Raw genomic sequence first — 22,822 nt, 5'->3', positions numbered from 1 at the left:
AAAACAAATACAATACAGGACGACATTACTGTTTATTCATTCGTCCACTCTTAATTTTATACTCATAACTATGCATACCTTCAGCTCTGAAATCCAAGTGGTAACGTTCAAGTACTCCTTTAAAAATCTCCTCATACTGTGGAATAAATAAGTCCTTCTTTGCTTCAAGACGTTCAATGATCGCATTTGCCATAGGTGCAGTAACACTTAAGTCTGTTTTTCCAGCAGTGAATGAGGTGCCTTTTAGTGAACCAGGACTGACATTGAGAACACAATTAGTTGCCCCACTCTTCTTCAACTCCACATTAACGCTTTCTATAAATATCTTCAATGCAGCCTTGGTCGCTCCATATACAGCAAAGAAGGGTGAAGACATAAAGCCAGCTATACTCACCATCACGCCACAATAGAAGTTCTCGTGTGCTTCCAACTTTCCATAGAACTTATGCACTAATCGAAGGACCGGTATCGTATTAACATTAAACGAGTTCACAATATAACTCTCTTGCACATCCTTAAAAAGCGCAAGCTTTCCAAACCCAGCCGTTATCATAAGGGCATTAATGTCAGTAAAACGTTCAAAGAAGGAATAATCTTCATTGGTTAAATCAAACTGGAAAGACTCGAACTTAGGATGATTGAATTCCTCTAATAAAGGTGCTTTATCAACGATATAGATTCTCTCAACTTCAGTTCGTTTAGAAAGCTCAGTGGCGATACTTAACCCTATGCCATTTGCTCCACCGACAACAAGTATTCGTTTTATCATATCTCTGTTACGTTTTCTCTATTACGGTATTTCTCAATTATTTCAGCTATGGCGACACTCTCACGTCTGCGTAACTTGTAACAACTTCGACGGTCGTTCACAATCATTGAAAGGAACTCCTGAATTTCATAGCGGAGGCCTTCCCCATCATAGCTATAGAAGTATTTTTTGTTTTTGGTCTGATCTTCATAACGTACCTCAAAGTAACTGGTAAGCCACCAAGGAGCTGGCACATATACATAGCCCTTTGTGCCAGAAATCACAAGATTTCCTTCCGTCTTCACTCCAATGCCCAAAGTAAATGATGAAGTAGCATGAGGATAGTTGATAACACCTTTAGTGTAGATATCAACTCCATTCTCTCGTTTTGTATGGAAATCTATATCCTTCCAGCCAAGGCCCAAAAGCTTTATAATTGCCATTACAGTTAGAGGAGCATGTTCAGTCATTGCGCCACCTGCCTGAGCAGCATCCAATTCACGAGTTGGAGGTTCCACCATCTTACTAAGAGATGCTTTAACATCAACCACATCACCAATAATGCCGCTCTTAATAAGCGTTACAATATGACCAAACGCGGGGCAATAAGCCGTCTTGCTGGCTTCCATCAGAACAAGATTCTTTTCTTCAGCCAGACGATACAATTCAAGAGCCTCATCTTTGTTCAGCGTAAAAGGTATCTCACATAATACATGCTTGCCTGCTATCAAACTTCGCTTAATGTAGTCATAGTGTGTCAAATGAGGTGAAGCAATATAAACTATATCAACCTTCTCAATAAAAGAATCAAATTCAGTATAAGCCTCAATATTATACAAATTGGCAAAAGATAGTGCCTCTTCTGCTATAGGGTTTAGTACTGCAACCACCTCTGCGCCATTAACAACTTTTGTTTCAGGCACAAAACGGTTGGCAATTCTTCCACTACCGATGACACCAATCTTATATGTATCCTGGCTTTCCGCTCGGAGCATAGTAGAAGATATTCCTTCTGTTCGAGGAAGATACACCACCTTGCAATACTCATTCAGGTAGTCAAACTTCCCGATCCAATCACTACCTATAGCAAATATGTCAACATCATATTTCTGAATATCATCAATCTTCTGTCCAAGGTAATCTTCAATAATCACCTCGTCTGCATATCCAGTGGCTTTTACAGCCTCAACGCGTTCAAGAACATTATTACGGACATTTAGTTTCCCACGCCCACGGTCAAAACTATCACTGGTAACTCCAACTATGAGGTAGTCACCTAACTCCTTAGCCCGTCTTAACAAATTGATGTGACCCTGATGAAGTAAGTCATACGTTCCGTATGTGATAACTTTAGTCATTATTGAAACACTTTGAAGTAATGTAAAAAAAGAGGTAGGGTTATCAGAACTGGGAAACCTTATTTATGAAAGAGATTATGATCTCAGATGTAAGAATTAATATTAAGATTCATACAACTCATTCATTTCTCTCAGCCCAATTTTTATTCTTTTCTATTTCTTCATTAATTCTCTTACAACGAGTGACAAGAATCTTAACTAATTCTTCGCAATCGCTGTAGATGCTCTGGTATTGTTTATCGTCTATGTAGCCATTTCGATGTAGCAGGTCAATCCAATAGACTCTTTGAGGAGATAATCATTTAGTTTATTATAACTATCGCTAAATGCCATACATTTGACCTTCGGTCGAGACTGCTCACGCTCGGCAATGTATGAACAAGTTCACATTACACTCACTTAATCGCAGCCTTGTGATTGGATTGCATCTGCTATGCTACTCATGATTTTCTTGTATAAAGGAGGAGAGGGTCACCTTATTGAACCTTATTATTTATGAGAAAAGTGAGCACTTCCCCTCCTCGTAACGATTTTTTATATATCTGCCTCGAGGCAGTATTTCTAATTATTATCCTTTTTTCGTTATCGCCTCCTTCAGTATTTTCGTGATTGGAAGTTGGATTCTGGAACTCCAAGAAAGGGCATCGGATGAAAATCCAGCCGGGATTAACCGAGAAGATGGAAGAAGGAAGAGGGAAGATGGAAGAGAATATTGATGGAAGACGTAAGAAGGAAGAGGGAAGAAATTCCAACGCCCACTACAATCCCAACTACTCTACTCTTCTTCATCTTCTTTATTTAATGTTTCTTGATTTAATTTCTTACACCTTGTAACTAGTATCTTAACAAGTTCTTCAGCATCGTTGTATATGCTTTTGTATTGTTTATCGTCCAGATAATCGTTACGATGTAGCAAGTCTATCCAGTATAAAGATTCCCTTGCTTCTTTTAGCGCAATGAAACTTTTAGATTTGAAGTCCGCTTTACTAATAGCATTACATGCTTCAGCGTTGTTTGCACCGATTGAGGTGCCAGCTCTCAACAGTTGATTGCATAGGGCTGATATCGACTGTAAATAGACTGGAACAGTCTTCTCATACACCCGTTTGCCTTTAACTAGCTTGTAAGTAGGCTTGGCATTTGCAGCCTCTTTGAGAAGGTAATCATTCAGTTTGATTATGCGGTCGCCAAAGGCGAGGCATTTAGATTGTATTGCGTCACTAATCTCACTCATGCTCGATTATGTCTGATGTATGATGGCTGAAGGCTGAAGGTGAACACTGATGGTACGGATGGAACGGATAGCCTCGCGCTAAAGCGTGAGGGAGGTCGCTGCTACTCATTCGGTGTCTCGTTCTGTTGAGCCAGACTGTGGAGAGATGAAGAGCTTACGGGCATCCTTACGTACCTTGCCTGCGTGCAACTCGTTGAAGGCACGCTCAAGACTGTCCTTGACCATCTTCTGCTGAGCTTGCCCTTTAACCTCAACAAGAGTTTCATTCTTTTGCACATTGAAATTTGGATAAACCTCCATTATCATTTCTTGAAATGCAGCTAGCACTCTTTTCGTCAATTATACTTGGGGCGCTATGCGAGTAATCGAGTTCTACTCGCTTCGCTCGTCGAAGAAATCCTACAAAAATCTGATTCAAAATCTTACAGTCTGCGACCAGAAATTATTTGAGCTTGACTATCTGGCCTAACTGGCAATTCTTCAACTATGCGGAAGATTTTAACTCCACATCGCCATTAAGAACGCTGGTTGTGCGTAAAACCCTTGCGGCTCCTTGCCGCAAATTCTATTTGTTTGAATTCATCTTTGCTAACAATCGAGCCTCTATATCAAATGTAAAATCTTTGATACGTATCAAGGCATTGCCATCTTTTGACCACGCTGCAGGTGCCTCATTTATTGCCTCTGTCAGGATTTCTGTTAGATAGCGTAACAATGCACCTAAGGCTTTCTGGTCATTTGCAACCTGGATAATAGCTTTGGCAAGCCTATCCATATCATGAGAGTTTAGCCATGGAAGTTTATTCATCCTCTTTAGCGTGCGCATATAAATCTGAATAAGATACAACAAGTGGTAGCGGTAGGCTTTCCACTCCATTTTTATCTCATTCCGGCGCATTGCGAACTCTATCTGATGCAGCATCCAGGCGCTAGCATAGTAAAGGCTCAGTTGATGTCCATCTTGGAACACTTTGCTAGCATTAGCCCGTAGTAACTCTCCATAATAGCGATGTACGCTATGGGGCTCGCCATAGAACATGCTCATAACGGAATAAAGCTGTATGGGCAAAGTTACAATATTACTCTTCTTAATGCCTCCCTCTGAATCGTACTCATGTGTTCGACGCTCATAATAGATACGGTGCGGACCTGTATAGGTATCATAATATTGCTGCAATTTCTTATGAAACTCTTTCAAAGACTCGAATGCCTCATCAAGTACCTGTGTCTGACGGTTCGTTGAGCGGATAACCCTATTTATCAGTTCGCTATCGTCGGTGCTAATAATCTTAACAGGAATCATCAAATTAGGTGATACCTTATCACGACACTGATAGAGCACATTGGTAGTCTGGCAACCATTGACTATTTGAAAGTCCGTCAAAGCAAACTTCTCTCCTGATAGACGGAGTGACTTTGTCACTATGGTGATACCATTGTTCAGAATAGGAAACTGAATAGATTCTGCTCGTTCAAGAGTCTCACGGATTTCATTATTAACAGGGTTCTCTCCCAAGAATCCACGCACATTCTCATAGAACAGGCCCGCCTGAAGTACTCCGTCTTCGTCGGTGACTAGTTTCATATATTCTTTCATCTGGACAAGTCCAAGATACGCCTCTTTTATTCCTTGAATATCTGCCGGGAATGCTACATTCTTTGAAATGATAATTTCTCGCGAAATGGTGTTGTTAAGTTCCCTGTAGATGGTTGAAATACGGTCAGCATCTATCGGAAAGAACTTCAGATTCGTAAAATAATTAAGGTCACGAAGCTGTTTCTCAACATCTTCTATCGCTTCCTTTACATTGGCATCGTCCATCCACGTACCAATGGTTACATAGTAAATATAACACTCTGGTCTAGAGGCAAAGCGCATGCTCTTCTCAAATATAGCATCTGAGATTTCCTTGTACCGCAAAACTTTAGGATTGGCATTCAGTTTCTCTTTCTGAAAAAAGGATTTCACGCCAGAACCTATTTTTAGGACTTCGTGAGTCTCGAATGAGGAACTGGTTTTTGCTTGAACAAAGACAAATTTTACACTAAACGAGCGCGAAGTGCCTATAACGGAATTAAATTGTTCAAGCGAAGTGACCGCAATGTCATTCACCATAATCATAATACCGTCAATTGCCTTATCGCCACCCTCTCCCGTATGGGCATCTTGGTAAAAGAATTTATCAGAAGCATACGCATCCGGGTTAATATGAGACAAAATGCAATAGTTAGAAAAATGCTCAAATGCAGTTGTCTCATTCTTTTCCTCGATACCAAAATTGCTCAGATAATTATCAAGATAACTCTTAACAATTCTATTCTCCATCTCCTTCTTCATCGTTTATATTTTTTTTGCCAATCCTGCGGCCACTGCATTCTTTATTTTGGCAAGCAACTCTTTTACCTTGGTGATTTCTTCGTCGTCCATTTTCTCGAACACAGGTTCTTCTATCTCGTTATGCTCCAGCAACTGGCGCAGCATCTCCACATAGTCGAAACCGGTGCGTACAGTACCTTTCTGGATTTCGAGTATAATCTCACCGTGTTCGTCTTTCTTAAAAAACAGCTTCATCAGTCAGTAAATTTTTTGAGGTTATACTTCTTTACTCTCTTCTTAACAGATGTCTTGCCGCCATCAGTTATCTTGGCTATCAAGTCCAAGACAGGCACCCCGTCTATCTTGCCCTCCAACGAGGAGGAGCGGATGGTTATAAAACCATTCTCGTTCTTGCAATAGACAATGTTTTGGGCGTCGGCCAGCATGGGGATGGTGGCGTTATGCGACACCAGGATTATCTGCTTGCGGGTCTTGGTCTTCTTGATGGCTTTCACCAAACCGTCGTTGATGTAGGCACTGGCCAGATTGTCTTCGGGCTGGTCAATAATGATGGGAACCATATCCTTGTCGTAGTCAAGAACCAAGTCCAAAAGTACGCTGGTTTTCCAACCTGCACTGAGTTCATCGAAACTCTTGCCATCCTTGGTATTAATTCTATAGAGCGTCTTGTTCAACTTAGAGAATTTCTCCACCACCTTCTCTATAAACTCGTTATAGGAGCATATTTTAGGAGCTCGCTGGCTGAAGCGACCCTGCACAAGGCTCTGGGGCGTGATGTCTTGGAAGTGGGCTATCGCATACTGCGACTTCAGACATTCGTTAAAGGTTTCCAGCACTTTCTCCTTAGTGAGCTTGAAGTCGTTTTGAAGGAACAAGTGGTGTCCCATAGAAGTTATCTCCTTGGTCTCCACCGAAATGGAATAAATGGAGATGGAGTTGAGAATTTCGCGAAAACGCTGCTGTAACTCTATATATTTAGTAATGCTGTCCAACAGGGTTTCCTGATTCTGGTTTTTCTGCTGGTTCTCATAGCTCTGAGTGCTCAGAATCTCCTCGTAGTCGCGCTTTGCGGCATTGATGGTCTGATAGACTGAGGATTCTATCTCGCTCACGGAGTAAAGATGGTGGAGTTCATTCAGTATCTCGTCCATGGCTGCCGTGTGCTCAGCGGCAAAAGGATTGGCGACAAACAAACGCCGAATTTCGTCCAACATATTCTTATGCTCATTATAGCTACGCTCATCATAATGGATAGTGGCACGGACATCGGCAGACGGCACAAGGCTACTCAGGATGTTGCGTTTAATTGTGCCCTTGATAATCAGTCGCCCGATGCTAGGTATTTTGCGCAGCTGCTCCTCCAGCTTCTCTATCTCCTCCACGCAGTTCATCAAGTGGGTCATATCCTCGCGCAATTTGGTGATACCATCGGCCACCTTCAGCTTCAGCTCAGCATTCTCAGGGAACACGTTGCGAATAATCTCAATGTTCTCAATGCCTTTCTCTGCATCGGGGTCTATAATCTTAATGATATAGTTCTGAGGCAGAAAATGAGGCTGCGTGGAAGAGGGGTTGTAAACCTCTATGTTGGACACCCTGAACTTCTCGTACTCAGAGTCGGCAAAACTCTTCTCACACAGCTTGCGGTAGATGGAATCGACTAGCAGCGTCTTGCCGCTGGAAGAACCGCCAATGATGACATTCAGACCGGGCGTGAGTTGGATATCTATATCTATGCCGTCGCCCTTCAACCGTACGCTTTTGATGTATTCAGACCATGAACTGGGTCTCTGCTCAGAATAGAGGAAGCGGGTTTTCTCGGACAGCGATAGTCGCAGGCCGTCAAAGGTGGGCTCGGCAAACATCCACGTAGGCATGAAAGGCGTGTGGTCTTTTCCCTCGGGATAGCGATGGGGCTCGTAGTTGTCACTACAGGTAACAAGGTTCACAAACTCATTGATGCCAAGGCGCTTGAAATAGCGCTCGGTCTCTTCAAGGCCGGCATTGGTGCGGGCAGTGAAACCGTCGAACTGGTTGTAGTAGATGCTGCGCATCAGCGTGGTATCGAACTTTACACCTCGCGGGATTGAGTGGTCGAAAGTGGCATGTGACTGTCCGCCATGCGGTAGCAACAGAAAATCGAAACTATCAAAAGCGTTGATAACCCTGCTAATATCGGGAATGTTCTTATCGTCACGCTCGATGCGCTTCTTGGGATACAACTCATCAAGTATGCCATTGATGGCATCTATATTCTCCTCGTTGGTGGCACAATCGAAGATGATGTGGCAATGGTAGGAAGGTGCCTCCTCGTAGTTCTTGATGTTCAGCTCCACGCCCAAAAGCACGTGCACCTGCGGTGCTGCGTTAGCCAACAAAGCAAGATAAGCCGCTTTATTAATCATATTATGGTCCGTCAGCGAGATTAGTGCATCAGCACCCTGCGCCATACGATCCACCCCTGCCAGCAAAGTACAAGTATCGTACTTCTTATTTGGCTCCTCATGATTAGGTGAGGTATGGATATGTATATCAATATAAACTGGATTCATTTGCTTTTACTTTGCTTTACTTCGCGCTTTTGGTCGGGGACGGTTCTGAGATAGAATGTAGGGACAGGTTCAGGGTCGGGGGGACGGTTCTACCGACCCACTTTCTGAACCTTCATTTTGTTATTTATTCTCTGTATCACTCCGTAACTGATACCGGTCAGGCGACTGAGTTGCCTCAGGGGAATGCCATACTGGATAGCTTCGGCAAGTATTTCGTTACGTTCTGACTTCTCTTTCTTTTGCAGGTCTGTAGGATGTTCTAACTGAAGGGTGACAAGGGGCAGGTTCGTGTCACCTGCGGTGATGGTACAATCCTAAAGATGGTTAATGGCTGAAGTATGATGTCTGATGTTCTAACTGCGGACGGAAAAGTTCCACTATCATTTCCGCATTACAGAAACGGATAGGATTACACGAAAGACTATTTTTTGTTTTTTTCGTCATTAATAAATTTCCAACTATCCTTTTGTATCCATCCCTGAGAATTATCGGTAATTTCAACAACAATGAAACGACCTGTTTTTTTATGCTCTCTTATCTCCTTTGCTATAGTATCGGCTGATTCTTCTGATTTAAGATAGAAAGAACGCATCATATCCGTCCTCCAACCTTTTACAGAAGAGCACTTGTTGAGGATTGCCTTAGCTTCTTCGCGACTTCCAAAACTTAGTCCAAATGTAAATAAATAAACCTTCATTTTTCTCTCTCTGTTTCGTCGTTTGAATCTTCTGAGGCATCCAAAGAACCATCTGAAGATTTGTTCATATTATCAAATCTTGTCTCTATTGCCGATAATTGAGTTTCAATTTTTTCAGCCCTACCTTGTAGTGTTTTAATCCTTTCTTCCGCCAATTTGATGTCTGATTCGATTGTTGTACTATGTACCTTAGCCTCAAGTGACATTTTATGTATCTCTGCGGTTTCATCTTTAGCACGAGACAGCATTTCGTCTGTTTTGAATATCGAGTAAATAGAAAACACCAAAAATACAATCGTGATAACCGCAGCCCACATCGAAAGAAAATTGAAGTCATTCTGCAATTTATTATACTGAAGCTCCAATAACGATTCTGTGCGCTCATAATGCTTATCTATTATTTCTTCAATAGACAAGATTCCTTTTTCATCAATTGGGAAACATGTATTACAGGTATCACTTAATAAGTGGGACAAATTCACATAATCTCGTTGTTGTATCTCTACAATTCTTTCCGAAACATTATAAAATGTTCTAGATAACAAATAAAAAGCACCTATCGTAAACAAGGAGGTAAGTATAACTATCAGGATATAGATTTCCTTATAACTCCTGACACTACATGTTGATGACTTAGAATTATCAACTGGTGGAACAGATGGAATGTCTTCTTTAGGCAACGTAGGTTTCACCTCACCTTCTGTGTTTTTAGATTTTTCATCCCGTATTGTCTGCGGCATCATATCTGAATTCATTTCATTCTTCATCTCCATCGCACTACCAGTCTCAGACGACCTTTTATTCGTCTTCGTTAAGCATTTATTTGTAGAATCATTTGTGCATGCAACATATCGATGCCTTCTTTGTAATCTTGTATTTTTCTTTGAAGACATAAAGACAGAAAAGTCTATCTACTATTACTTCATTATCGTATCACAAGGCAGAGAATCTCGACATCTATAACCTATTTGCGTCGCTTCACCTTCGCCTTAGCCTGCTCCTAGCCTGCTCCCTGGAGCAGGAATCAGGGGGACGGTTCTACTGACCCACGACACAAGCATTTGCTGCTCCCCTTTTATTGAGATATTCTAACAGTTCTTGTACAAATGTGTCGTCTGTTTTGCATTCTAATAATTGACATATCTGGAAACCGGTATCCGTAAAAGTGAATACATGCAAGAAGACTTCACCACTAGTCAATTTTAAATCTATATCGCACGATTTACACTCTAAGACGCAGTCCTTATCTATCGTTATTGTACCTTTTGATCCGTTGACAAATCCGCAATCAACTAATGACTGAAACTGATTAAAACGGAAGAATTTGTTGTCATCCAAAATAAAATCTGGTACGTAAGCATTCTCTATAGACATCTTACATAATTCTGCAAACCACTCAGCCTCATGCTTCTCTATTTGCTTCAAACAAGTCAGCGTTCGCTTATAATACTTACCCGGCTTTTTTATTTCACCTGCTAGAATCTTTGCCCACAGAACCCTAATTTGATCATCAGAACAGTCTTTAGCGCAATCAAAGAAGTGAGCTGACCACTCGTCGCTTGGCAAATTAGCGGGCAACTTTGACGGATCAAGACCTTGGAGCTCAGCCATAGCACCTCCATATATTTCAGCGATATTATGGAGTTCGTTGCGGTCTCTGGAAGTCCTGGCAACATTAATTATATCCTGAGCCATTGCCTCCTTTAGAGCAATTATTGCATTCTGATTTGAACGCTCTTGCTCTATCACCATTTTAGCCCGTTCGTCCCTTTTGAAAGCAAACGGATGCATCAAGGAACTGATGCCTTTATCGAGGCAATCAATCACTCGCTTTAATGGCTCACTGAGTCCAGCTAAATCTTTTACGTTCAAAGTAAATAATCCTTTGATTTCTTTATTATCTTCGCTCATATTAGTGGAGGTAGGGGGCATAATAATGCAACATCCCGTTGTTATTTCTCGTTTTTGTTTACATTGTAGCAGTGAGAACTACATTCCCAGATATCTCAAAAAATACAAGGACCTTCAGGTCCAAAAAATGCTCAAATTTTGGTTCTGTTTTACCTATATAGCTGAAATCGTGATTTGACTCGAGTGATTTCATGAATTCAGCTAGCTCAATCGATGATTTCACTCGAGTGACGATTTTGGGGGTATTAGGGCAGAGGAGAAAGACCCAGGGAGGAGGGGCTTCTTCACTGTATTTGATAATGATTTCTTTGAGGTGTTCTAAGAGATTGTCTCTGAGTTGATCCCACATGTGCGTTTTACACACGACATAAAGGAGGACCGCCAAGACGTAGTACACGTGGACGGGTTCGCCCGTCAGTACTTTTTTAATACCGGATGGCTGATGTGTAGTTCTGCCATCATTTCCTTTACATTACAACCGCTCTGCAAACGATAGTCATCGATTACACTGCCCAGATCCTTCAGTAGGGCGTGACAGCGGTCTTGACGAAATTTCGCCGAAAATGTAAATCTCATCAGTCTAATGTAGATTTTTAAAAATGATTTATGATAATTAATGTTAATATATTACCCATTTGGTTTCACGGTATACCGAGGAACCTCCTGGACGTGAATTATAGTACCTTTGCACCGTCAGCCGATGAGACACAATGTCGTGTTGAACGGAAATACTGAGTCCTCTACTGACAAGGGGCAAATAAATGATTTCTACACAGTTTATTAAAATGTTTAACAAGCTCAAGAATGAGCAGATGGTACAGGCTCGCGTGGTAAACACCCAGACCGTTGGTTTCAACGACTGGTGTAACCGTATGGCGAACGGCAGTACTGTGACGGCAGCCGACGTGGCGGCAGTGATGCAGCAGATCGAGGATAAGCTGCCTGAGATTGTGAGTCTGAATGCGAAAGTGATCTGTTCGCCTAACGGACTAGTGTTCCGTCCAAAGGTGTCAGGTCGCATCTCGCAGAGTGAGCTGAAAGCAAAGCTCGTAGCTCGTAAAGCGGCGGAGTCGGATCCTGAGAAAGCGGCTCAAATCAATGTCGATCGTGAGCTGACAACCAGTGACCTCGCCATTTCTGATTGTATCGCCACCATCGAAGTGGATCTCCCCAAGAGCTGGAACGACATCTTCAAGAAACGCGTAGAACTGAAACGTGTCAAGAAAGCGCTCACGGAGACCGTGGAGGAGACTGACCCTCAGAACAACACGGAGCCTACAAACAACACCGGTGAGAACACAGAGCCAACGAATGGTGGCGGTGAGAGCGGACCGGTGAATCCCTGATGATGGAAGAGGGAAGATGGAAGATGTAAGAGGTCTGAAGGCTGATGTAAGAGGGCTGAAGGGCCGTAAACAATTGACAATTGATAATTGACAATTGATAATTATCAGAGGGAGGGTGGCGGGATAATTTATATTAACAACTAAATTTATATTGTATGAAGACAGGTAACAAGAAATTATTGAAGTTCGGTATCCAAACACTTATCAATATCTTAACGGCCATCGTGGCGGCGCTGGGGGCTAGCTCATGCGTGGTACATTAAACATGAAAGATTAAACATTAAAGATTAAACATTAAGTTTCAGAAGCTTATGAGAAGCATTAAGCTGATTGTGGTACATTGCTCTGCTGTCCGTCCGGGACAGCAGAGCTCCGCAGAGGATATTGACGACTGGCATAAGGATAAGGGATGGAAGGGCATCGGGTATCACTATGTGGTGAGACGGGATGGTACTGTGGAACTGGGGAGACCTCTTGAAGAGGTTGGCGCTCACTGTTATCCTCATAACCGCTACAGCATCGGGATTTGCTATGAGGGTGGACTGAATGAGGCTGGGAAAGCCGCGGATACCAGGACGCCGGAGCAGAAGCGGGTGCTGAGAAAGCTCTTAGAGGAGTTGCATCAGCGGTTCCCAGACGCGGTGATTGTTGGTCACCGAGACCTCACGCACAACAAGAAGTGTCCGTGTTTTGATGCGGTGAGGGAATACCGGGACTTGCAACCGAAATGACAGGCTAGCGTTCTGCTCGCATCGGGTTGTGCAGGAAGTCCTCGTAGGCCAGGCGGATGCCGTCTTCAAGTTCGGTCTTGTAGGTCCAGCCGAGTTTGGTGGCCTTAGAGACATCAAGGAGTTTGCGTGGGGTACCATTCGGACGAGTGGTATCCCACTCTATTTTGCCCTTATAGCCTATCACCTTTGCAACCAGTTCGGTGAGGGCCTTAATAGTGAGCTCCTTACCGGTACCTGCATTGACGGTCTCGTTGCCAGAGTAGTTGTTCATCAGGAACACACAGAGGTTGGCGAGGTCATCAACATACAGGAACTCACGGAGTGGTGAGCCATCTCCCCAACAGGTGACGCTTTCCAAACCTGCCTCCTTAGCTTCATGGAAGCGACGGATAAGGGCGGGGAGCACATGGCTGTGCTCTGGATGATAGTTATCATTGGGACCGTAGAGGTTAGTGGGCATCACGCTGATATAATCAGTGCCGTACTGGCGGTTGAGGAACTCGCAGTACTTGAGGCCACTAATCTTAGCCAGGGCATAGGCTTCGTTGGTCTTCTCCAGCTCACTGGTGAGCAGGCAGCTCTCGGGCATGGGCTGGGGAGCCAGACGGGGGTAGATGCAGCTGGAGCCCAGGAACTCGAGCTTCTTGCAGCCGTTCTTCCAAGCGGCATGGATGACGTTCATCTCGAGAATCATGTTGTCGTACATGAAATCGGCAAGGGCGCTCTGGTTAGCCACAATGCCGCCTACCTTGGCGGCAGCAAGGAACACGTATTCGGGCTTCTCATCGGCAAAGAATTTTTCTACTGCCTCCTGACGGGTCAGGTCAAGCTCCGAGTGGGTTCTCAACACCAGATTATTATATCCTTGTCTTTGCAGTTCACGGACAATGGCGCTACCAACCATGCCTCTATGTCCTGCAACATATATTTTTGAATCAAGATTCATACTTAAAAAGTTTAAGATGTTTAAGGTGTTTAAGGGTTTAAGCCGCAAAAGCGGTGGTTTAAATGTTTAAGATGTTCAAAGGGTTTAAGGGTTTAAGCCGCAAAAGCGGTGGTTTAAAGGTTTAAGATGTTCAAAGGGTTTAAGATGTTTAAGGCTCTTTGCGCTAGTCCTCTTGAACTTTTTAACCATTAAACTCTTTAAACTTAGCACCCGTCAAGTCGCTCGCTTTGATTTCTTTGATGAAGTTCATAATGCCAGCTGAAAGCTTACGGCATTCTGAATATAACTCATCAAACTCCTCTGGAGTCAAGTAGCCAACATCGTTAGCTCTAATGAGCTGAGAGCGGACTTCGCCACAAGAGCCTTTTGCTATGTATAAGAAGTTTAAGAATTCTTTATTGCCGGTTCTTTCGAACCCTTCTGCAATATTATCCATGATGGAACCAGCTGCTGCACGTATCTGCTGAACAAAGCGGAAATCTGACTTGAAACCATCCCTATTAGTAACAGGATAAATCTTCTTTGAAAGCTCACGTGCTTTCTGGAAGATTGCTAGCTCTTCAAAGTCCCGTACTGCGCTCATTTTATTCGCTTTGTAAGTCAGTTTAAAAAGTTTAATATGTTTAAAGGGTTTAAGGCGCTTTACGCTTTTCCTCTTAAACTTCTTGAACCATTAAACCACTTGAACTCTTGTTTCTTAAACTTCTTAAACTTTTAAACCCCTTAAACTCTGAAGTTTACTTTACAATACCTTTCTCCAAGTATTCTGCAAGGTTGGTGCGGACCTTGGCGGCGGCACCTTCGGCTGCTACCTTTGCGATATCATGCTCGACCATCAACTTAACCAATTCTTCGAATGAAGTCTTATTGGGGTTCCACTTCAGTTTGGCTTTCGCCTTTGTTGGATCACCCCAAAGGTTAACAACATCGGTAGGACGATAGAAGTCCGGGGAAACCCTTACGACTACGTCGCCGGGTTTGATGGCTGATGGATGATGGCTGATGGCTGAGTTGATGGTTTTTACTACGCCAACTTCGTCAAGACCTTTTCCCTTGAATTCGAGTTCAATACCTGCATGTTTGAAAGCAAGTTCCGTGAATTCACGGACAGAGTGCTGAACACCTGTAGCAATCACGAAGTCCTCTGGTTTATCCTGCTGAAGAATGAGCCACATACACTCCACATAGTCCTTGGCATAGCCCCAGTCACGCAATGAATCCATGTTACCGAGGTACAGACAATCCTGTACTCCCTGAGAGATACGGGCTGCAGCAAGGGTAATCTTTCTTGTTACGAAGGTCTCACCACGGCGCTCAGACTCATGATTGAAGAGGATACCTGAGCAGCAATACATATTGTAGGCCTCACGGTACTCCTTAACAATCCAGAAGCCGTACTGCTTTGCTACAGCGTATGGGCTATAGGGATGGAAGGGGGTGTTCTCGTTCTGAGGGACCTCCTCCACCTTACCATAGAGTTCGGAAGTAGATGCCTGATAGATACGGCAGGTCTCAGTCATGCCAAGCTGGCGAACTGCCTCCAAAATACGGAGCACACCCACTGCATCAACATCAGCAGTAAACTCCGGAGAGTCGAAACTGACCTGCACATGGCTCTGAGCTGCCAGATTATATATCTCATCGGGGCGTACCTTACCAATCACGCCCAGCACACTCATAGAGTCGCCCAAATCTGCATAATGCAGATGGAAATGAGGCGTACCCTCCAAATGTGCTATACGTTCACGGAAATCCACGGAACTACGACGTATCGTTCCATGTACGTCATATCCCTTCTCTAATAAAAACTCGGCCAAATAAGATCCGTCTTGGCCTGTAATACCAGTAATTAATGCTGTTTTCATACTTTTGAAACCAAAACCATAACGAAAACCAAAACTATTGACGCAATGAACGGATTAATCCCGCAAGTTGCTTTTCGATGTTGATGATTCCGTTATGCAACTCTTTATATTTTTCGTTATCTATATATCCTATTTTGTTTGCAATCAGCAGCTGTGTTTCAACTTCGTAAGCACTGCCTAAAGCTGTATCAAGATAGTGAGCAAATTCGACATTTGAAGGCTTTGCAGAACCTTCGGCAATGTTGCTGCCAATACTTACTGCTGCCCGCTGAAGTTGATCACATAGCCCTTTCTTCTCGAACCAAGGCATTTTATCTGTCTCCTGATATATCATAGAGCTATACTCTACAGCATCTTGCCATACCTTGTAGTTCCTAAAATTGCGGGCTTTATCCATAATTCGTTTTCGTTTATCAGGCACTTGGTCTCTGCTCTTGCATTGTTTTTTCGATTGAGGGGAGAAATTATTCCCTCATGTTTTGTGCATGGCGAGCATCGACTACTGTGATGGTGTCGCCATCTATCGTGTAGGCAAAGTACCACTTATCGGTATTAGCCATGTGGTAGCCAGCCCATTGGGAGATGGTTGGCTCGCGGCGGAGGAGGGTGCGCTCTATCTGAAACATGGAGTCATAGGCGTCATGCACGTTCTTTTCCATCAACTTCTGAGAATAGGTATGCTTATATTTCTTGGACACATTGCGATAGAAGGTTGTTATCTTCTGTGCGCAACGTTTCCTAATAACATGTTTCATAACTTCGCATACTCATCCCTTACTGCCGCCAATGTCAACTCGCGGGCTTCATCGATAGTCATCGTTTCCTGGTCGTCGAGCTCCATCTGCTGAATACGCAAGTCTATCTGCTGCTGTGCCCACTGACGGATAGCTGCCGTGGAGTTCAGCTCCGGCCGCATGCCACGAAGCAATGCCTCGTTCACCTTAACACTTACTGTACACATATTGTTATATTTTATATTGTTTGTTTTCGTTTGTCGTTTGAAGGAAGAAATTTATGACACCTAGCCTCCCCTACTTCTCATAAAAACCCTTTCTACTATACTGAGACCAGCGAAGGTACATTTCCTGATAGTGGTCCTTGATGAACTCGGAAATCCTTGCAATCTCACGGTCGTTAAGGGCACCACGGTTCTGAAGTACCGCATCGCCATTGCTCTTGACAAAGAACTTGGCAGAACCTCCCTCGGACAGTTTGCTATCACTGGCATGCACATGCATACACTCCACCACACAGAAAGAGGTGAAATACAGATAGTAGCCAGCCACTTTGAAATCGTAGTACTTCGGCATGGTTCAGTCCTCCATATATTTCAAGTTCTGCTGTAGATAACGGCTGGCGATGGAGAGTTCGATATCGTCCATCGTGGTCTCCAGCACCTCGCCATCCTCACTGAACACGACAGCCTTGTCGGGACTATTGAGGTTGAGCACATGTATACCATCCTCCTCGCGGGTGAAGGCATATCCGTTGACAACGATATTAGCATTGTCGGCAATTGTCTTGATATCAGGCATATGCTATACGTACAGTTTTTATCGGTTTTAAGAAGGCATCCGAGTCGATGTAGAGACCAGCCAGAATGGGCTTGAGGTCGATATACTCCTCCTCAGGCTCATCATTGTGGCTATACTTGGCCAATACCACCAAATACCCGTTGTCCCACTTGAGGACATCGGTGTAACGTTCAAGGCTGTATGGTGCCTTGAATCGTATGTTGTACCCTCCGTAGCTGAAGGCAGTAAAGCCCCCCGCACTGCTGAGGATTGCCTCTTGTGTTGTATCGTTTCTTTTCATCGTCGTTATTACTTTGCTTGAGGTTTGAGGGGAGAAATTATTCCCGCAGGGTTATCGGGTTGTGGGCATGACGCCAGACCAGCCGTGGATTTAATAGATTAGCCCTTCTAGGCGGAAGCCGTTCCTCCCAATTCAATGGGAGGACACTCCGCGTACACGAACTCGAAATACGGCAGGGAGAACTCCTGCTCCAGCAATTCGGTGAGCTGCTCTTGAATTGGCTCTGCCCACTTGCCCACCAACACAATAAACTTGTCAATAGTCCATGCTACTCGACCACTTACGCTTCGCTTGATGTCAGATGTTTGATGTAAGAGGGAAGAGTTTTATGATGGAAGATGTAAGAGGGAAGAAGGAAGAAATTCCAACGCCCACTACAATCCCAACTACTCTACTCTTTTTCATCTTCTTTATTTAATGTTTCTTGATTTAATTTCTTACACCTTGTAACTAGTATCTTAACAAGTTCTTCAGCATCGTTGTATATGCTTTGGTATTGTTTATCGTCCAAGTAGCTATTGCGATGAAGCAGGTCAATCCAATATAAAGATTCCCGTGCTTCTTTAAGAGCAATAAAACTTTTGGACTTGAAATCTGCCTTGCTGATAGCGTTACATGCTTCAGCGTTATTGGCGCCTATGCTCGTGCCTGCACGAAGCAATTGGTTACATAATGCTGAGATTGATTGCAAATAAACGGGGACTGTTTTCTCATACACCCGTTTGCCCTTAACTAGTTTGTAAGTTGGCTTGGCATTAGCAGCCTCTTTGAGGAGGTAATCATTCAATTTGATTATGCGGTCGCCAAAGGCGAGACATTTGGATTGGATTGCGTCGGAAATTTCAGACATGATGATTGTCGCACAGATGCCACAGATGGCACAGATCAGAGAATCGCAGGCGATTCTGTGGATGGGGTCGCGATGCTTAAAATTTGAAGAAAATTATATTCAAAAATTGTTAAGACCTGAAGGTCCAGAAATTGATGAAGTCGCCTGAAGGCGAGAAATCTTTCAAAATCTGATTCAAAATCTTACAGTCTGAGACTAGATATCATTTGAGCCTTATGACGAGGTCGCCTTTCGGAGGCACCTTAACTTCTTGTGTCCCTATGGTAGCAAGCGTCGTAAAGTCAATCAGTCGGGGCATTGATTAAATTAATGCAATAGTTTCCGCAGGTAAATATACTTACCTCTATAAAGCTTGACAAATCTATTATCATATATTATTTCTCCTCTCTCGGAAGTACTTCGCTTACCAACCTCTTCAGTGATTCCAATCTTGCGAACCTCATACTTTATTTCGCCAAAGTGTTTGAGGATTTTGGCTCGATTAAAGATAAAATCAATTAAAGGCTCTGTTACATCAAGCTGCTCCTTTGGAGACTCTTTCCCTTTCTTTAGCTCAAATATCAAGACGAATAACACACCATCCTTATCCACAAACATTACATAATCACTAACACGTTTCATTCCTCGAAGTCCATGGTTTACAGAATCACCTTTAATATAAGGAAATGGGTCAGCATAATTAGAGCCACCCTCTTGATCCAAACGACAGATAAGGATATCTTCATCCGCTATTCCTCCCTTACATATCTTACGAACCATATCTTCCTTCGGTTCACTTATGTTATCATGTGATGCTTCAATAAAGCTGTCACTAAAAATTCTTTTTAAAGTATCTATCGTTTTACTCATCGTAGCGCAGTTTGTAATTGATACGATCCGAATTTACATTCAACGTATATATTACCTCGTCAATGGTTTCCATAGAAAAACCATCATCCTTTACTTCTACTCGCTCCAATTTGACCATCTTTGAGTTTGCTCTCTTGGGTTTGAATAAATAGACAGAAACATCAGAAGCAGACAACACTTCATCTTCAGAATAATTAAGTTCCGTCATTAAATCCTGACGATCGCTAATTGATCCCAATGAAATCATATTATTTAATTCCCGGATTATGTAGTCGCTATGAGTACTAATCAATATATTCAGGCCATTATTGACCATTTGCCCAAAAATACGAGCAAGCATAACCTGAGCATCGGGATGTAAATTCATCTCTGGTTCGTCAATTATTATCAAGTCACCACGTACGGCAAGATGCTTCAGATAAAAAGTCAAACTTGATAACGTTTTAACTATTGATGCAGATAGATGAATAGGTAAACGTTGTCCCTTCTTAGGTACGAATTCCACCTCTCCCTCCTTTGTTACTGAGATTTTTCCGCCCAATAGCTTACGCTCTAATATCTCAGCAAAAGACATATATTCACTTTTATGCTTTTTATAATTGTTGAGGTCATTAGCAACAGACAAGCAATCACGGATAGCAAGTGGATAACGAGTACTACGACCCAATAGACGATCAACAGAGTCAAAGCCTATTCGCTTATTGTCCTTCAATGCTTGCATCTGTTCTATCAGCTCATTACGCTGAATTGAGAGTTCTTTATTAAAAGTGTAAATAGAATTACGTTCTACAGGGAATATACAAGACTTAGAAAAAGGATAATTCACAAGCATCTCATAGATAGAGGTCATTATCTGCCAGGAAAAAAAATATGAATCCTCTGAAATAACAGAAACTCCTTCTGGTTTACTTATCCTAACGCTTAATTTGCCCTCTTCTTTTTGGACAAGAAAAGTAAGCCCATTCCACTGAACCGGAAATTTAAGTTTAAGATTTGATACTTTCTTCAAGAAATCATCATCAGACAAACAGTACTGAAGGTTTAAATCCTTAAATAAGGAGAGCTTATCACTATCTGAAATACCAAATAGACTTTCCAAATTAGAGCGAACGTTTTGCAATTTGCTTTTTCGGAAAGAAAGCAAATTTTTTGTTTGTAATTCTACAGTTACGTTGTCCTCTACAAATACTCCTGAAAGATTTGGAACATTCGTATTATCATAATAATATTGAGGCTTCAATAATGAATATATAACGTATGAAACATACGTCTTACCCGTATTATTTGGTCCACAGAAAACAGTCAATCGCTTAGAAATATCTAAATCACCAAATTCGACATTTCCTAAATTCTTTATCTGTATTCTCATACTCGCATTTTTTTATACTACAATTCTGTGCTGCAAATATATTACAATTCTTGAAATTGTGCAAGTTTTTTACTACAATTTCCTTTTTCGATAATACATTTTCATGTTAATTGCCTCCTGCGGTGGAGTTATGCCTAAATGGCTGTAGGCTCCATGGGGCAAATTAATTTTTCTACGGGTCGGGGGGACGGTTGACTTTCCCTATCGGCCGTCGAGCTAAACCTTCTACTGACCCACTTTCATTTTACTATTTATTCGTTGTATAACACCGTAACTGATACCCGTAAGCCTTGATAATTAACTATGTTGACTTTCCTCACATTCGGCAAACCGAGGATTCTGTTTATTGAACTCAACGTCTTCTTTTAATTGTTCGATGTTAGATTTCACTTCACACATTTCTACTGACAATTTAAGCTGCTAGTCTGCAAACAATAATAATTGCTGCTACAGCAGTTGAGATCAACTTCAAATAATAAAACAACTGGGCCACGATCTTAATACGAACTGGATATGGAGCTGCATCAAACTCTTCGTTGATGTTGCCTTTCTCATCAGTCGCTTTCTTTTCTTGTTCATCAAAATGACATTTCTCAAATTGTCCTTTAATGAAGTACTGAAGGAAGTCAGCAGCAAGCGAGATAACAATAAAGAATAGCAGAATTTTGTAATTAACCAGATTCCCAACATTCTCCTTCGACAAAATCCACACTACACCTAAAAGGGCATAATTGAGATTTCTCGCTATATCACTTGCCTGAGCAGAATCATTATGATACTAATCTAAGATATCTTGTAATTTCATTATTTCTTAGGTTTGTTTGGTCCAGGGTCTAAACTGCCACCACCTCTCCTTTTTGCAACATTTGGCTTCGAATCCTGAACTCTGCGACTATGTCTGGGTTCAGGAGATTTCTTTACGGTGGTTTTGGTACTCTTATTCTTTTCCATGATCTTTGTCTTCAAATTGTTTAAGCATCTCTAATGTATTGTCTACGTACTTTCGAGCATCACCTGAAGAATAGAATCGCTGAGTCTCAACGATTGTAGAGAACTCATATGTTTTTGAGCCAGCCACAGGATAATTAAGATTAAGGTGCACACGGTTACCATACTTAAAAGGTGTTCGAACCTCTTTTATCCACCCCTTCACTTTATGGTAGTGCGCATCAGACAGATTATCAAATGGTTCCTCAAAGGTATGATGGAATACTATTCCCATATACTGCAAGTCCTCTTCAAGGAGGTAAGCATCTATTATTGGCTGTCCACAGAACAGATTCTGCTCTTCATCCACAATAATATCCCCATATGCAATAGCACCTTTTAGAGGAATCTCCGCACGCAATGCCATTCGCATTACTCTCTTCACGTAGGTCAGGAAATGACGTAAATTGGTAAAAGAGTTGTCATCTTCAGGACGTAAGGCATTCAATGTCTGAAGACGCTTATACACGTCGTCGATGCCATGCCGTAAGACATAGTCTTTAAACCCTAATATGTCCAGAAAGGCCACATAGCGTTTTGTTTTAACCTTCCATTTTGAGTCGTCTGGCATAATTGTGTTTCAAATGTTCAATCTCTATGAAGAGAATATAGATACTTTATTACTTCAACTCCTTCATGTTATCAAAACTGAGTTTGATTCCTGTGCGGAAAAGAAATTTTGCAGAGATATTCTTCTTCATCGCATTGTCTGAGGGAACTGTCGGATTGAAAACTGCATGAGCCTCAACGGGAACGACTGAGGTCAGCTTCACCCCCACTTTAGAACATCGATTCTTGACATCCATAACTATTTTCTGCAACTGTTCACTTGCTTTATGATAATTATCGATAATAGCTTCTTGCGTACTATTTGACGCATTGGTCTTAAATTCGATAAAATCCATTTCATCTGCAGTAATAACAGCACAATCGCACTTAGACGTCTTTTCGTAAATAACACCATCAATATGCCACAAAAAAACATCTTTATGGGTTTTATTCACCAATCCATAAACTTTGTCACGTCCAAGACCTTTAGTATCTTTAACATATACGACGTGACCAACTTCCGCATCATCATACACAAACAATTGTCCTCTGCTGTCACATTCGAACAGTTTATCCAGCCAATCTTCATCCTTGGATATATGCTGAAACAATTCATACTCATCGAAGGCCTCTTTTAATCGTAAATTATTTATCGCTCCAAAATTCATATTTATCCG

The 22,822-nt window shown here is 42.3% G+C and carries 28 protein-coding genes; 2 read left to right on the top strand and 26 right to left on the bottom strand.

The features are described 5' to 3' along the window. Positions 1-25: 25 nt before the first annotated feature. The 11 genes from L6468_RS00795 to L6468_RS00750 form a co-directional block, all read right to left on the bottom strand. Positions 26-766: an SDR family NAD(P)-dependent oxidoreductase gene (locus L6468_RS00795; RefSeq protein ID WP_237796622.1), complete on the bottom strand. Its 741-nt coding sequence runs from the start codon at positions 764-766 to the stop codon at positions 26-28. Then, a complete protein-coding gene (locus L6468_RS00790; protein WP_237794294.1) occupies positions 766-2,106 on the bottom strand; it encodes a Gfo/Idh/MocA family oxidoreductase in 1,341 nt (446 codons plus the stop codon). Before L6468_RS00790 ends, L6468_RS00795 begins: the two co-directional genes overlap by 1 nt. Positions 2,107-2,224: 118 nt before the next feature. Beyond that, on the bottom strand, positions 2,225-2,374 hold the full coding sequence (locus tag L6468_RS14780) for a four helix bundle protein (RefSeq protein WP_431356697.1): 150 nt from the start codon (positions 2,372-2,374) through the stop codon (positions 2,225-2,227). A 507-nt stretch (positions 2,375-2,881) separates the two neighbouring features. Then, on the bottom strand, positions 2,882-3,340 hold the full coding sequence (locus tag L6468_RS00785) for a four helix bundle protein (RefSeq protein WP_237794292.1): 459 nt from the start codon (positions 3,338-3,340) through the stop codon (positions 2,882-2,884). Between the two features lie 105 nt (positions 3,341-3,445). Then, the gene (locus tag L6468_RS00780) at positions 3,446-3,616 is read right to left on the bottom strand and encodes a hypothetical protein (RefSeq protein ID WP_237794290.1); all 171 of its coding nucleotides are present in this window, start codon (positions 3,614-3,616) and stop codon (positions 3,446-3,448) included. Positions 3,617-3,905: 289 nt separating this feature from the next. Continuing rightward, entirely contained in the window at positions 3,906-5,678 is a 1,773-nt protein-coding gene (locus L6468_RS00775; protein ID WP_237794288.1) for an AIPR family protein, read from the bottom strand. Between the two features lie 3 nt (positions 5,679-5,681). Next, a complete protein-coding gene (locus tag L6468_RS00770; RefSeq protein WP_237794286.1) occupies positions 5,682-5,912 on the bottom strand; it encodes a hypothetical protein in 231 nt (76 codons plus the stop codon). Beyond that, positions 5,912-8,230 carry an AAA family ATPase gene (locus L6468_RS00765; protein WP_237794284.1) on the bottom strand — a complete coding sequence of 773 codons (2,319 nt, stop codon included), beginning with the start codon at positions 8,228-8,230 and terminating at the stop codon, positions 5,912-5,914. Before L6468_RS00765 ends, L6468_RS00770 begins: the two co-directional genes overlap by 1 nt. 421 nt (positions 8,231-8,651) lie before the next feature. After that, complete coding sequence (locus L6468_RS00760; protein WP_237794282.1) at positions 8,652-8,927, bottom strand: hypothetical protein; 276 nt, start codon at positions 8,925-8,927, stop codon at positions 8,652-8,654. Beyond that, positions 8,924-9,700: a hypothetical protein gene (locus tag L6468_RS00755; protein ID WP_237794281.1), complete on the bottom strand. Its 777-nt coding sequence runs from the start codon at positions 9,698-9,700 to the stop codon at positions 8,924-8,926. Before L6468_RS00755 ends, L6468_RS00760 begins: the two co-directional genes overlap by 4 nt. A gap of 265 nt (positions 9,701-9,965) precedes the next feature. Next, entirely contained in the window at positions 9,966-10,838 is an 873-nt protein-coding gene (locus tag L6468_RS00750; protein WP_237794279.1) for a DUF2806 domain-containing protein, read from the bottom strand. 785 nt (positions 10,839-11,623) lie between these two features. Between L6468_RS00750 and L6468_RS00745 the strand changes: the two genes are divergently transcribed. Both L6468_RS00745 and L6468_RS00740 read left to right on the top strand, forming a co-directional pair. After that, the gene (locus L6468_RS00745) at positions 11,624-12,184 is read left to right on the top strand and encodes an HU family DNA-binding protein (RefSeq protein ID WP_237794277.1); all 561 of its coding nucleotides are present in this window, start codon (positions 11,624-11,626) and stop codon (positions 12,182-12,184) included. A 311-nt stretch (positions 12,185-12,495) separates the two neighbouring features. Further along, complete coding sequence (locus tag L6468_RS00740; protein WP_237794275.1) at positions 12,496-12,915, top strand: N-acetylmuramoyl-L-alanine amidase; 420 nt, start codon at positions 12,496-12,498, stop codon at positions 12,913-12,915. A 4-nt stretch (positions 12,916-12,919) separates the two neighbouring features. Here L6468_RS00740 and L6468_RS00735 read toward each other — a convergent pair whose 3' ends face one another. The 15 genes from L6468_RS00735 to L6468_RS00665 form a co-directional block, all read right to left on the bottom strand. Further along, the gene (locus tag L6468_RS00735) at positions 12,920-13,861 is read right to left on the bottom strand and encodes a GDP-L-fucose synthase family protein (RefSeq protein WP_237794268.1); all 942 of its coding nucleotides are present in this window, start codon (positions 13,859-13,861) and stop codon (positions 12,920-12,922) included. A gap of 181 nt (positions 13,862-14,042) precedes the next feature. Next, entirely contained in the window at positions 14,043-14,444 is a 402-nt protein-coding gene (locus L6468_RS00730) for a four helix bundle protein (RefSeq protein ID WP_237794266.1), read from the bottom strand. A gap of 154 nt (positions 14,445-14,598) precedes the next feature. Then, positions 14,599-15,726: a GDP-mannose 4,6-dehydratase gene (gmd, locus tag L6468_RS00725; protein WP_237794264.1), complete on the bottom strand. Its 1,128-nt coding sequence runs from the start codon at positions 15,724-15,726 to the stop codon at positions 14,599-14,601. A gap of 34 nt (positions 15,727-15,760) precedes the next feature. Next, positions 15,761-16,123 (bottom strand): four helix bundle protein, encoded by a 363-nt coding sequence (locus L6468_RS00720; protein ID WP_237794262.1) that lies wholly within the window; start codon positions 16,121-16,123, stop codon positions 15,761-15,763. 67 nt (positions 16,124-16,190) lie between these two features. Beyond that, positions 16,191-16,481 (bottom strand): hypothetical protein, encoded by a 291-nt coding sequence (locus tag L6468_RS00715; RefSeq protein WP_237794260.1) that lies wholly within the window; start codon positions 16,479-16,481, stop codon positions 16,191-16,193. Next, positions 16,478-16,687 carry a hypothetical protein gene (locus tag L6468_RS00710; RefSeq protein WP_237794258.1) on the bottom strand — a complete coding sequence of 70 codons (210 nt, stop codon included), beginning with the start codon at positions 16,685-16,687 and terminating at the stop codon, positions 16,478-16,480. The genes L6468_RS00715 and L6468_RS00710 overlap by 4 nt, the downstream gene beginning before the upstream one ends. Positions 16,688-16,757: 70 nt before the next feature. Next, positions 16,758-17,036 (bottom strand): DUF4160 domain-containing protein, encoded by a 279-nt coding sequence (locus L6468_RS00705; protein WP_237794256.1) that lies wholly within the window; start codon positions 17,034-17,036, stop codon positions 16,758-16,760. A gap of 3 nt (positions 17,037-17,039) precedes the next feature. Next, complete coding sequence (locus tag L6468_RS00700; protein ID WP_237794254.1) at positions 17,040-17,261, bottom strand: DUF7723 family protein; 222 nt, start codon at positions 17,259-17,261, stop codon at positions 17,040-17,042. Continuing rightward, the gene (locus tag L6468_RS00695; protein ID WP_237794252.1) at positions 17,254-17,541 is read right to left on the bottom strand and encodes a DUF7724 family protein; all 288 of its coding nucleotides are present in this window, start codon (positions 17,539-17,541) and stop codon (positions 17,254-17,256) included. The genes L6468_RS00700 and L6468_RS00695 overlap by 8 nt, the downstream gene beginning before the upstream one ends. A 391-nt stretch (positions 17,542-17,932) precedes the next feature. Next, positions 17,933-18,328 (bottom strand): four helix bundle protein, encoded by a 396-nt coding sequence (locus L6468_RS00690; protein WP_237794250.1) that lies wholly within the window; start codon positions 18,326-18,328, stop codon positions 17,933-17,935. A 369-nt stretch (positions 18,329-18,697) separates the two neighbouring features. Beyond that, positions 18,698-19,240 carry a hypothetical protein gene (locus L6468_RS00685; RefSeq protein ID WP_237794248.1) on the bottom strand — a complete coding sequence of 181 codons (543 nt, stop codon included), beginning with the start codon at positions 19,238-19,240 and terminating at the stop codon, positions 18,698-18,700. Then, positions 19,233-20,609, bottom strand: a complete 1,377-nt coding sequence (locus L6468_RS00680; protein ID WP_237794247.1) for an AAA family ATPase — start codon at positions 20,607-20,609, stop codon at positions 19,233-19,235. The genes L6468_RS00685 and L6468_RS00680 overlap by 8 nt, the downstream gene beginning before the upstream one ends. A gap of 412 nt (positions 20,610-21,021) precedes the next feature. Next, the gene (locus L6468_RS00675) at positions 21,022-21,312 is read right to left on the bottom strand and encodes a hypothetical protein (protein WP_237794245.1); all 291 of its coding nucleotides are present in this window, start codon (positions 21,310-21,312) and stop codon (positions 21,022-21,024) included. 234 nt (positions 21,313-21,546) lie between these two features. Continuing rightward, positions 21,547-22,167 carry a hypothetical protein gene (locus L6468_RS00670; RefSeq protein WP_237794243.1) on the bottom strand — a complete coding sequence of 207 codons (621 nt, stop codon included), beginning with the start codon at positions 22,165-22,167 and terminating at the stop codon, positions 21,547-21,549. A 49-nt stretch (positions 22,168-22,216) separates the two neighbouring features. Then, positions 22,217-22,813, bottom strand: coding sequence for a hypothetical protein (locus L6468_RS00665; protein ID WP_237794241.1), 597 nt, complete (start codon positions 22,811-22,813; stop codon positions 22,217-22,219). Positions 22,814-22,822 lie beyond the last annotated feature (9 nt).

Source organism: Prevotella communis (assembly GCF_022024115.1).
GTDB classification, from domain to species: Bacteria; Bacteroidota; Bacteroidia; order Bacteroidales; family Bacteroidaceae; genus Prevotella; species Prevotella communis.
The sequence above is the reverse complement of the archived record's forward strand: the minus strand, read 5'-3'. Positions and strand labels throughout refer to the sequence as shown.

What these genes read in the sequence shown, in the direction of transcription:
- L6468_RS00790 (WP_237794294.1), bottom strand. Translation starts at nt 2,106, where the DNA reads ATGACTAAAGTTATCACATACGGAACGTATGACTTACTTCATCAGGGT.
- L6468_RS00785 (WP_237794292.1), bottom strand. Translation starts at nt 3,340, where the DNA reads ATGAGTGAGATTAGTGACGCAATACAATCTAAATGCCTCGCCTTTGGC.
- L6468_RS00775 (WP_237794288.1), bottom strand. Translation starts at nt 5,678, where the DNA reads ATGAAGAAGGAGATGGAGAATAGAATTGTTAAGAGTTATCTTGATAAT.
- L6468_RS00770 (WP_237794286.1), bottom strand. Translation starts at nt 5,912, where the DNA reads ATGAAGCTGTTTTTTAAGAAAGACGAACACGGTGAGATTATACTCGAA.
- L6468_RS00765 (WP_237794284.1), bottom strand. Translation starts at nt 8,230, where the DNA reads ATGAATCCAGTTTATATTGATATACATATCCATACCTCACCTAATCAT.
- L6468_RS00760 (WP_237794282.1), bottom strand. Translation starts at nt 8,927, where the DNA reads ATGAAGGTTTATTTATTTACATTTGGACTAAGTTTTGGAAGTCGCGAA.
- L6468_RS00755 (WP_237794281.1), bottom strand. Translation starts at nt 9,700, where the DNA reads ATGGAGATGAAGAATGAAATGAATTCAGATATGATGCCGCAGACAATA.
- L6468_RS00750 (WP_237794279.1), bottom strand. Translation starts at nt 10,838, where the DNA reads ATGAGCGAAGATAATAAAGAAATCAAAGGATTATTTACTTTGAACGTA.
- L6468_RS00745 (WP_237794277.1), top strand. Translation starts at nt 11,624, where the DNA reads ATGTTTAACAAGCTCAAGAATGAGCAGATGGTACAGGCTCGCGTGGTA.
- L6468_RS00740 (WP_237794275.1), top strand. Translation starts at nt 12,496, where the DNA reads ATGAGAAGCATTAAGCTGATTGTGGTACATTGCTCTGCTGTCCGTCCG.
- L6468_RS00735 (WP_237794268.1), bottom strand. Translation starts at nt 13,861, where the DNA reads ATGAATCTTGATTCAAAAATATATGTTGCAGGACATAGAGGCATGGTT.
- L6468_RS00730 (WP_237794266.1), bottom strand. Translation starts at nt 14,444, where the DNA reads ATGAGCGCAGTACGGGACTTTGAAGAGCTAGCAATCTTCCAGAAAGCA.
- gmd (WP_237794264.1), bottom strand. Translation starts at nt 15,726, where the DNA reads ATGAAAACAGCATTAATTACTGGTATTACAGGCCAAGACGGATCTTAT.
- L6468_RS00720 (WP_237794262.1), bottom strand. Translation starts at nt 16,123, where the DNA reads ATGGATAAAGCCCGCAATTTTAGGAACTACAAGGTATGGCAAGATGCT.
- L6468_RS00715 (WP_237794260.1), bottom strand. Translation starts at nt 16,481, where the DNA reads ATGAAACATGTTATTAGGAAACGTTGCGCACAGAAGATAACAACCTTC.
- L6468_RS00710 (WP_237794258.1), bottom strand. Translation starts at nt 16,687, where the DNA reads ATGTGTACAGTAAGTGTTAAGGTGAACGAGGCATTGCTTCGTGGCATG.
- L6468_RS00705 (WP_237794256.1), bottom strand. Translation starts at nt 17,036, where the DNA reads ATGCCGAAGTACTACGATTTCAAAGTGGCTGGCTACTATCTGTATTTC.
- L6468_RS00700 (WP_237794254.1), bottom strand. Translation starts at nt 17,261, where the DNA reads ATGCCTGATATCAAGACAATTGCCGACAATGCTAATATCGTTGTCAAC.
- L6468_RS00695 (WP_237794252.1), bottom strand. Translation starts at nt 17,541, where the DNA reads ATGAAAAGAAACGATACAACACAAGAGGCAATCCTCAGCAGTGCGGGG.
- L6468_RS00685 (WP_237794248.1), bottom strand. Translation starts at nt 19,240, where the DNA reads ATGAGTAAAACGATAGATACTTTAAAAAGAATTTTTAGTGACAGCTTT.
- L6468_RS00680 (WP_237794247.1), bottom strand. Translation starts at nt 20,609, where the DNA reads ATGAGAATACAGATAAAGAATTTAGGAAATGTCGAATTTGGTGATTTA.
- L6468_RS00670 (WP_237794243.1), bottom strand. Translation starts at nt 22,167, where the DNA reads ATGCCAGACGACTCAAAATGGAAGGTTAAAACAAAACGCTATGTGGCC.
- L6468_RS00665 (WP_237794241.1), bottom strand. Translation starts at nt 22,813, where the DNA reads ATGAATTTTGGAGCGATAAATAATTTACGATTAAAAGAGGCCTTCGAT.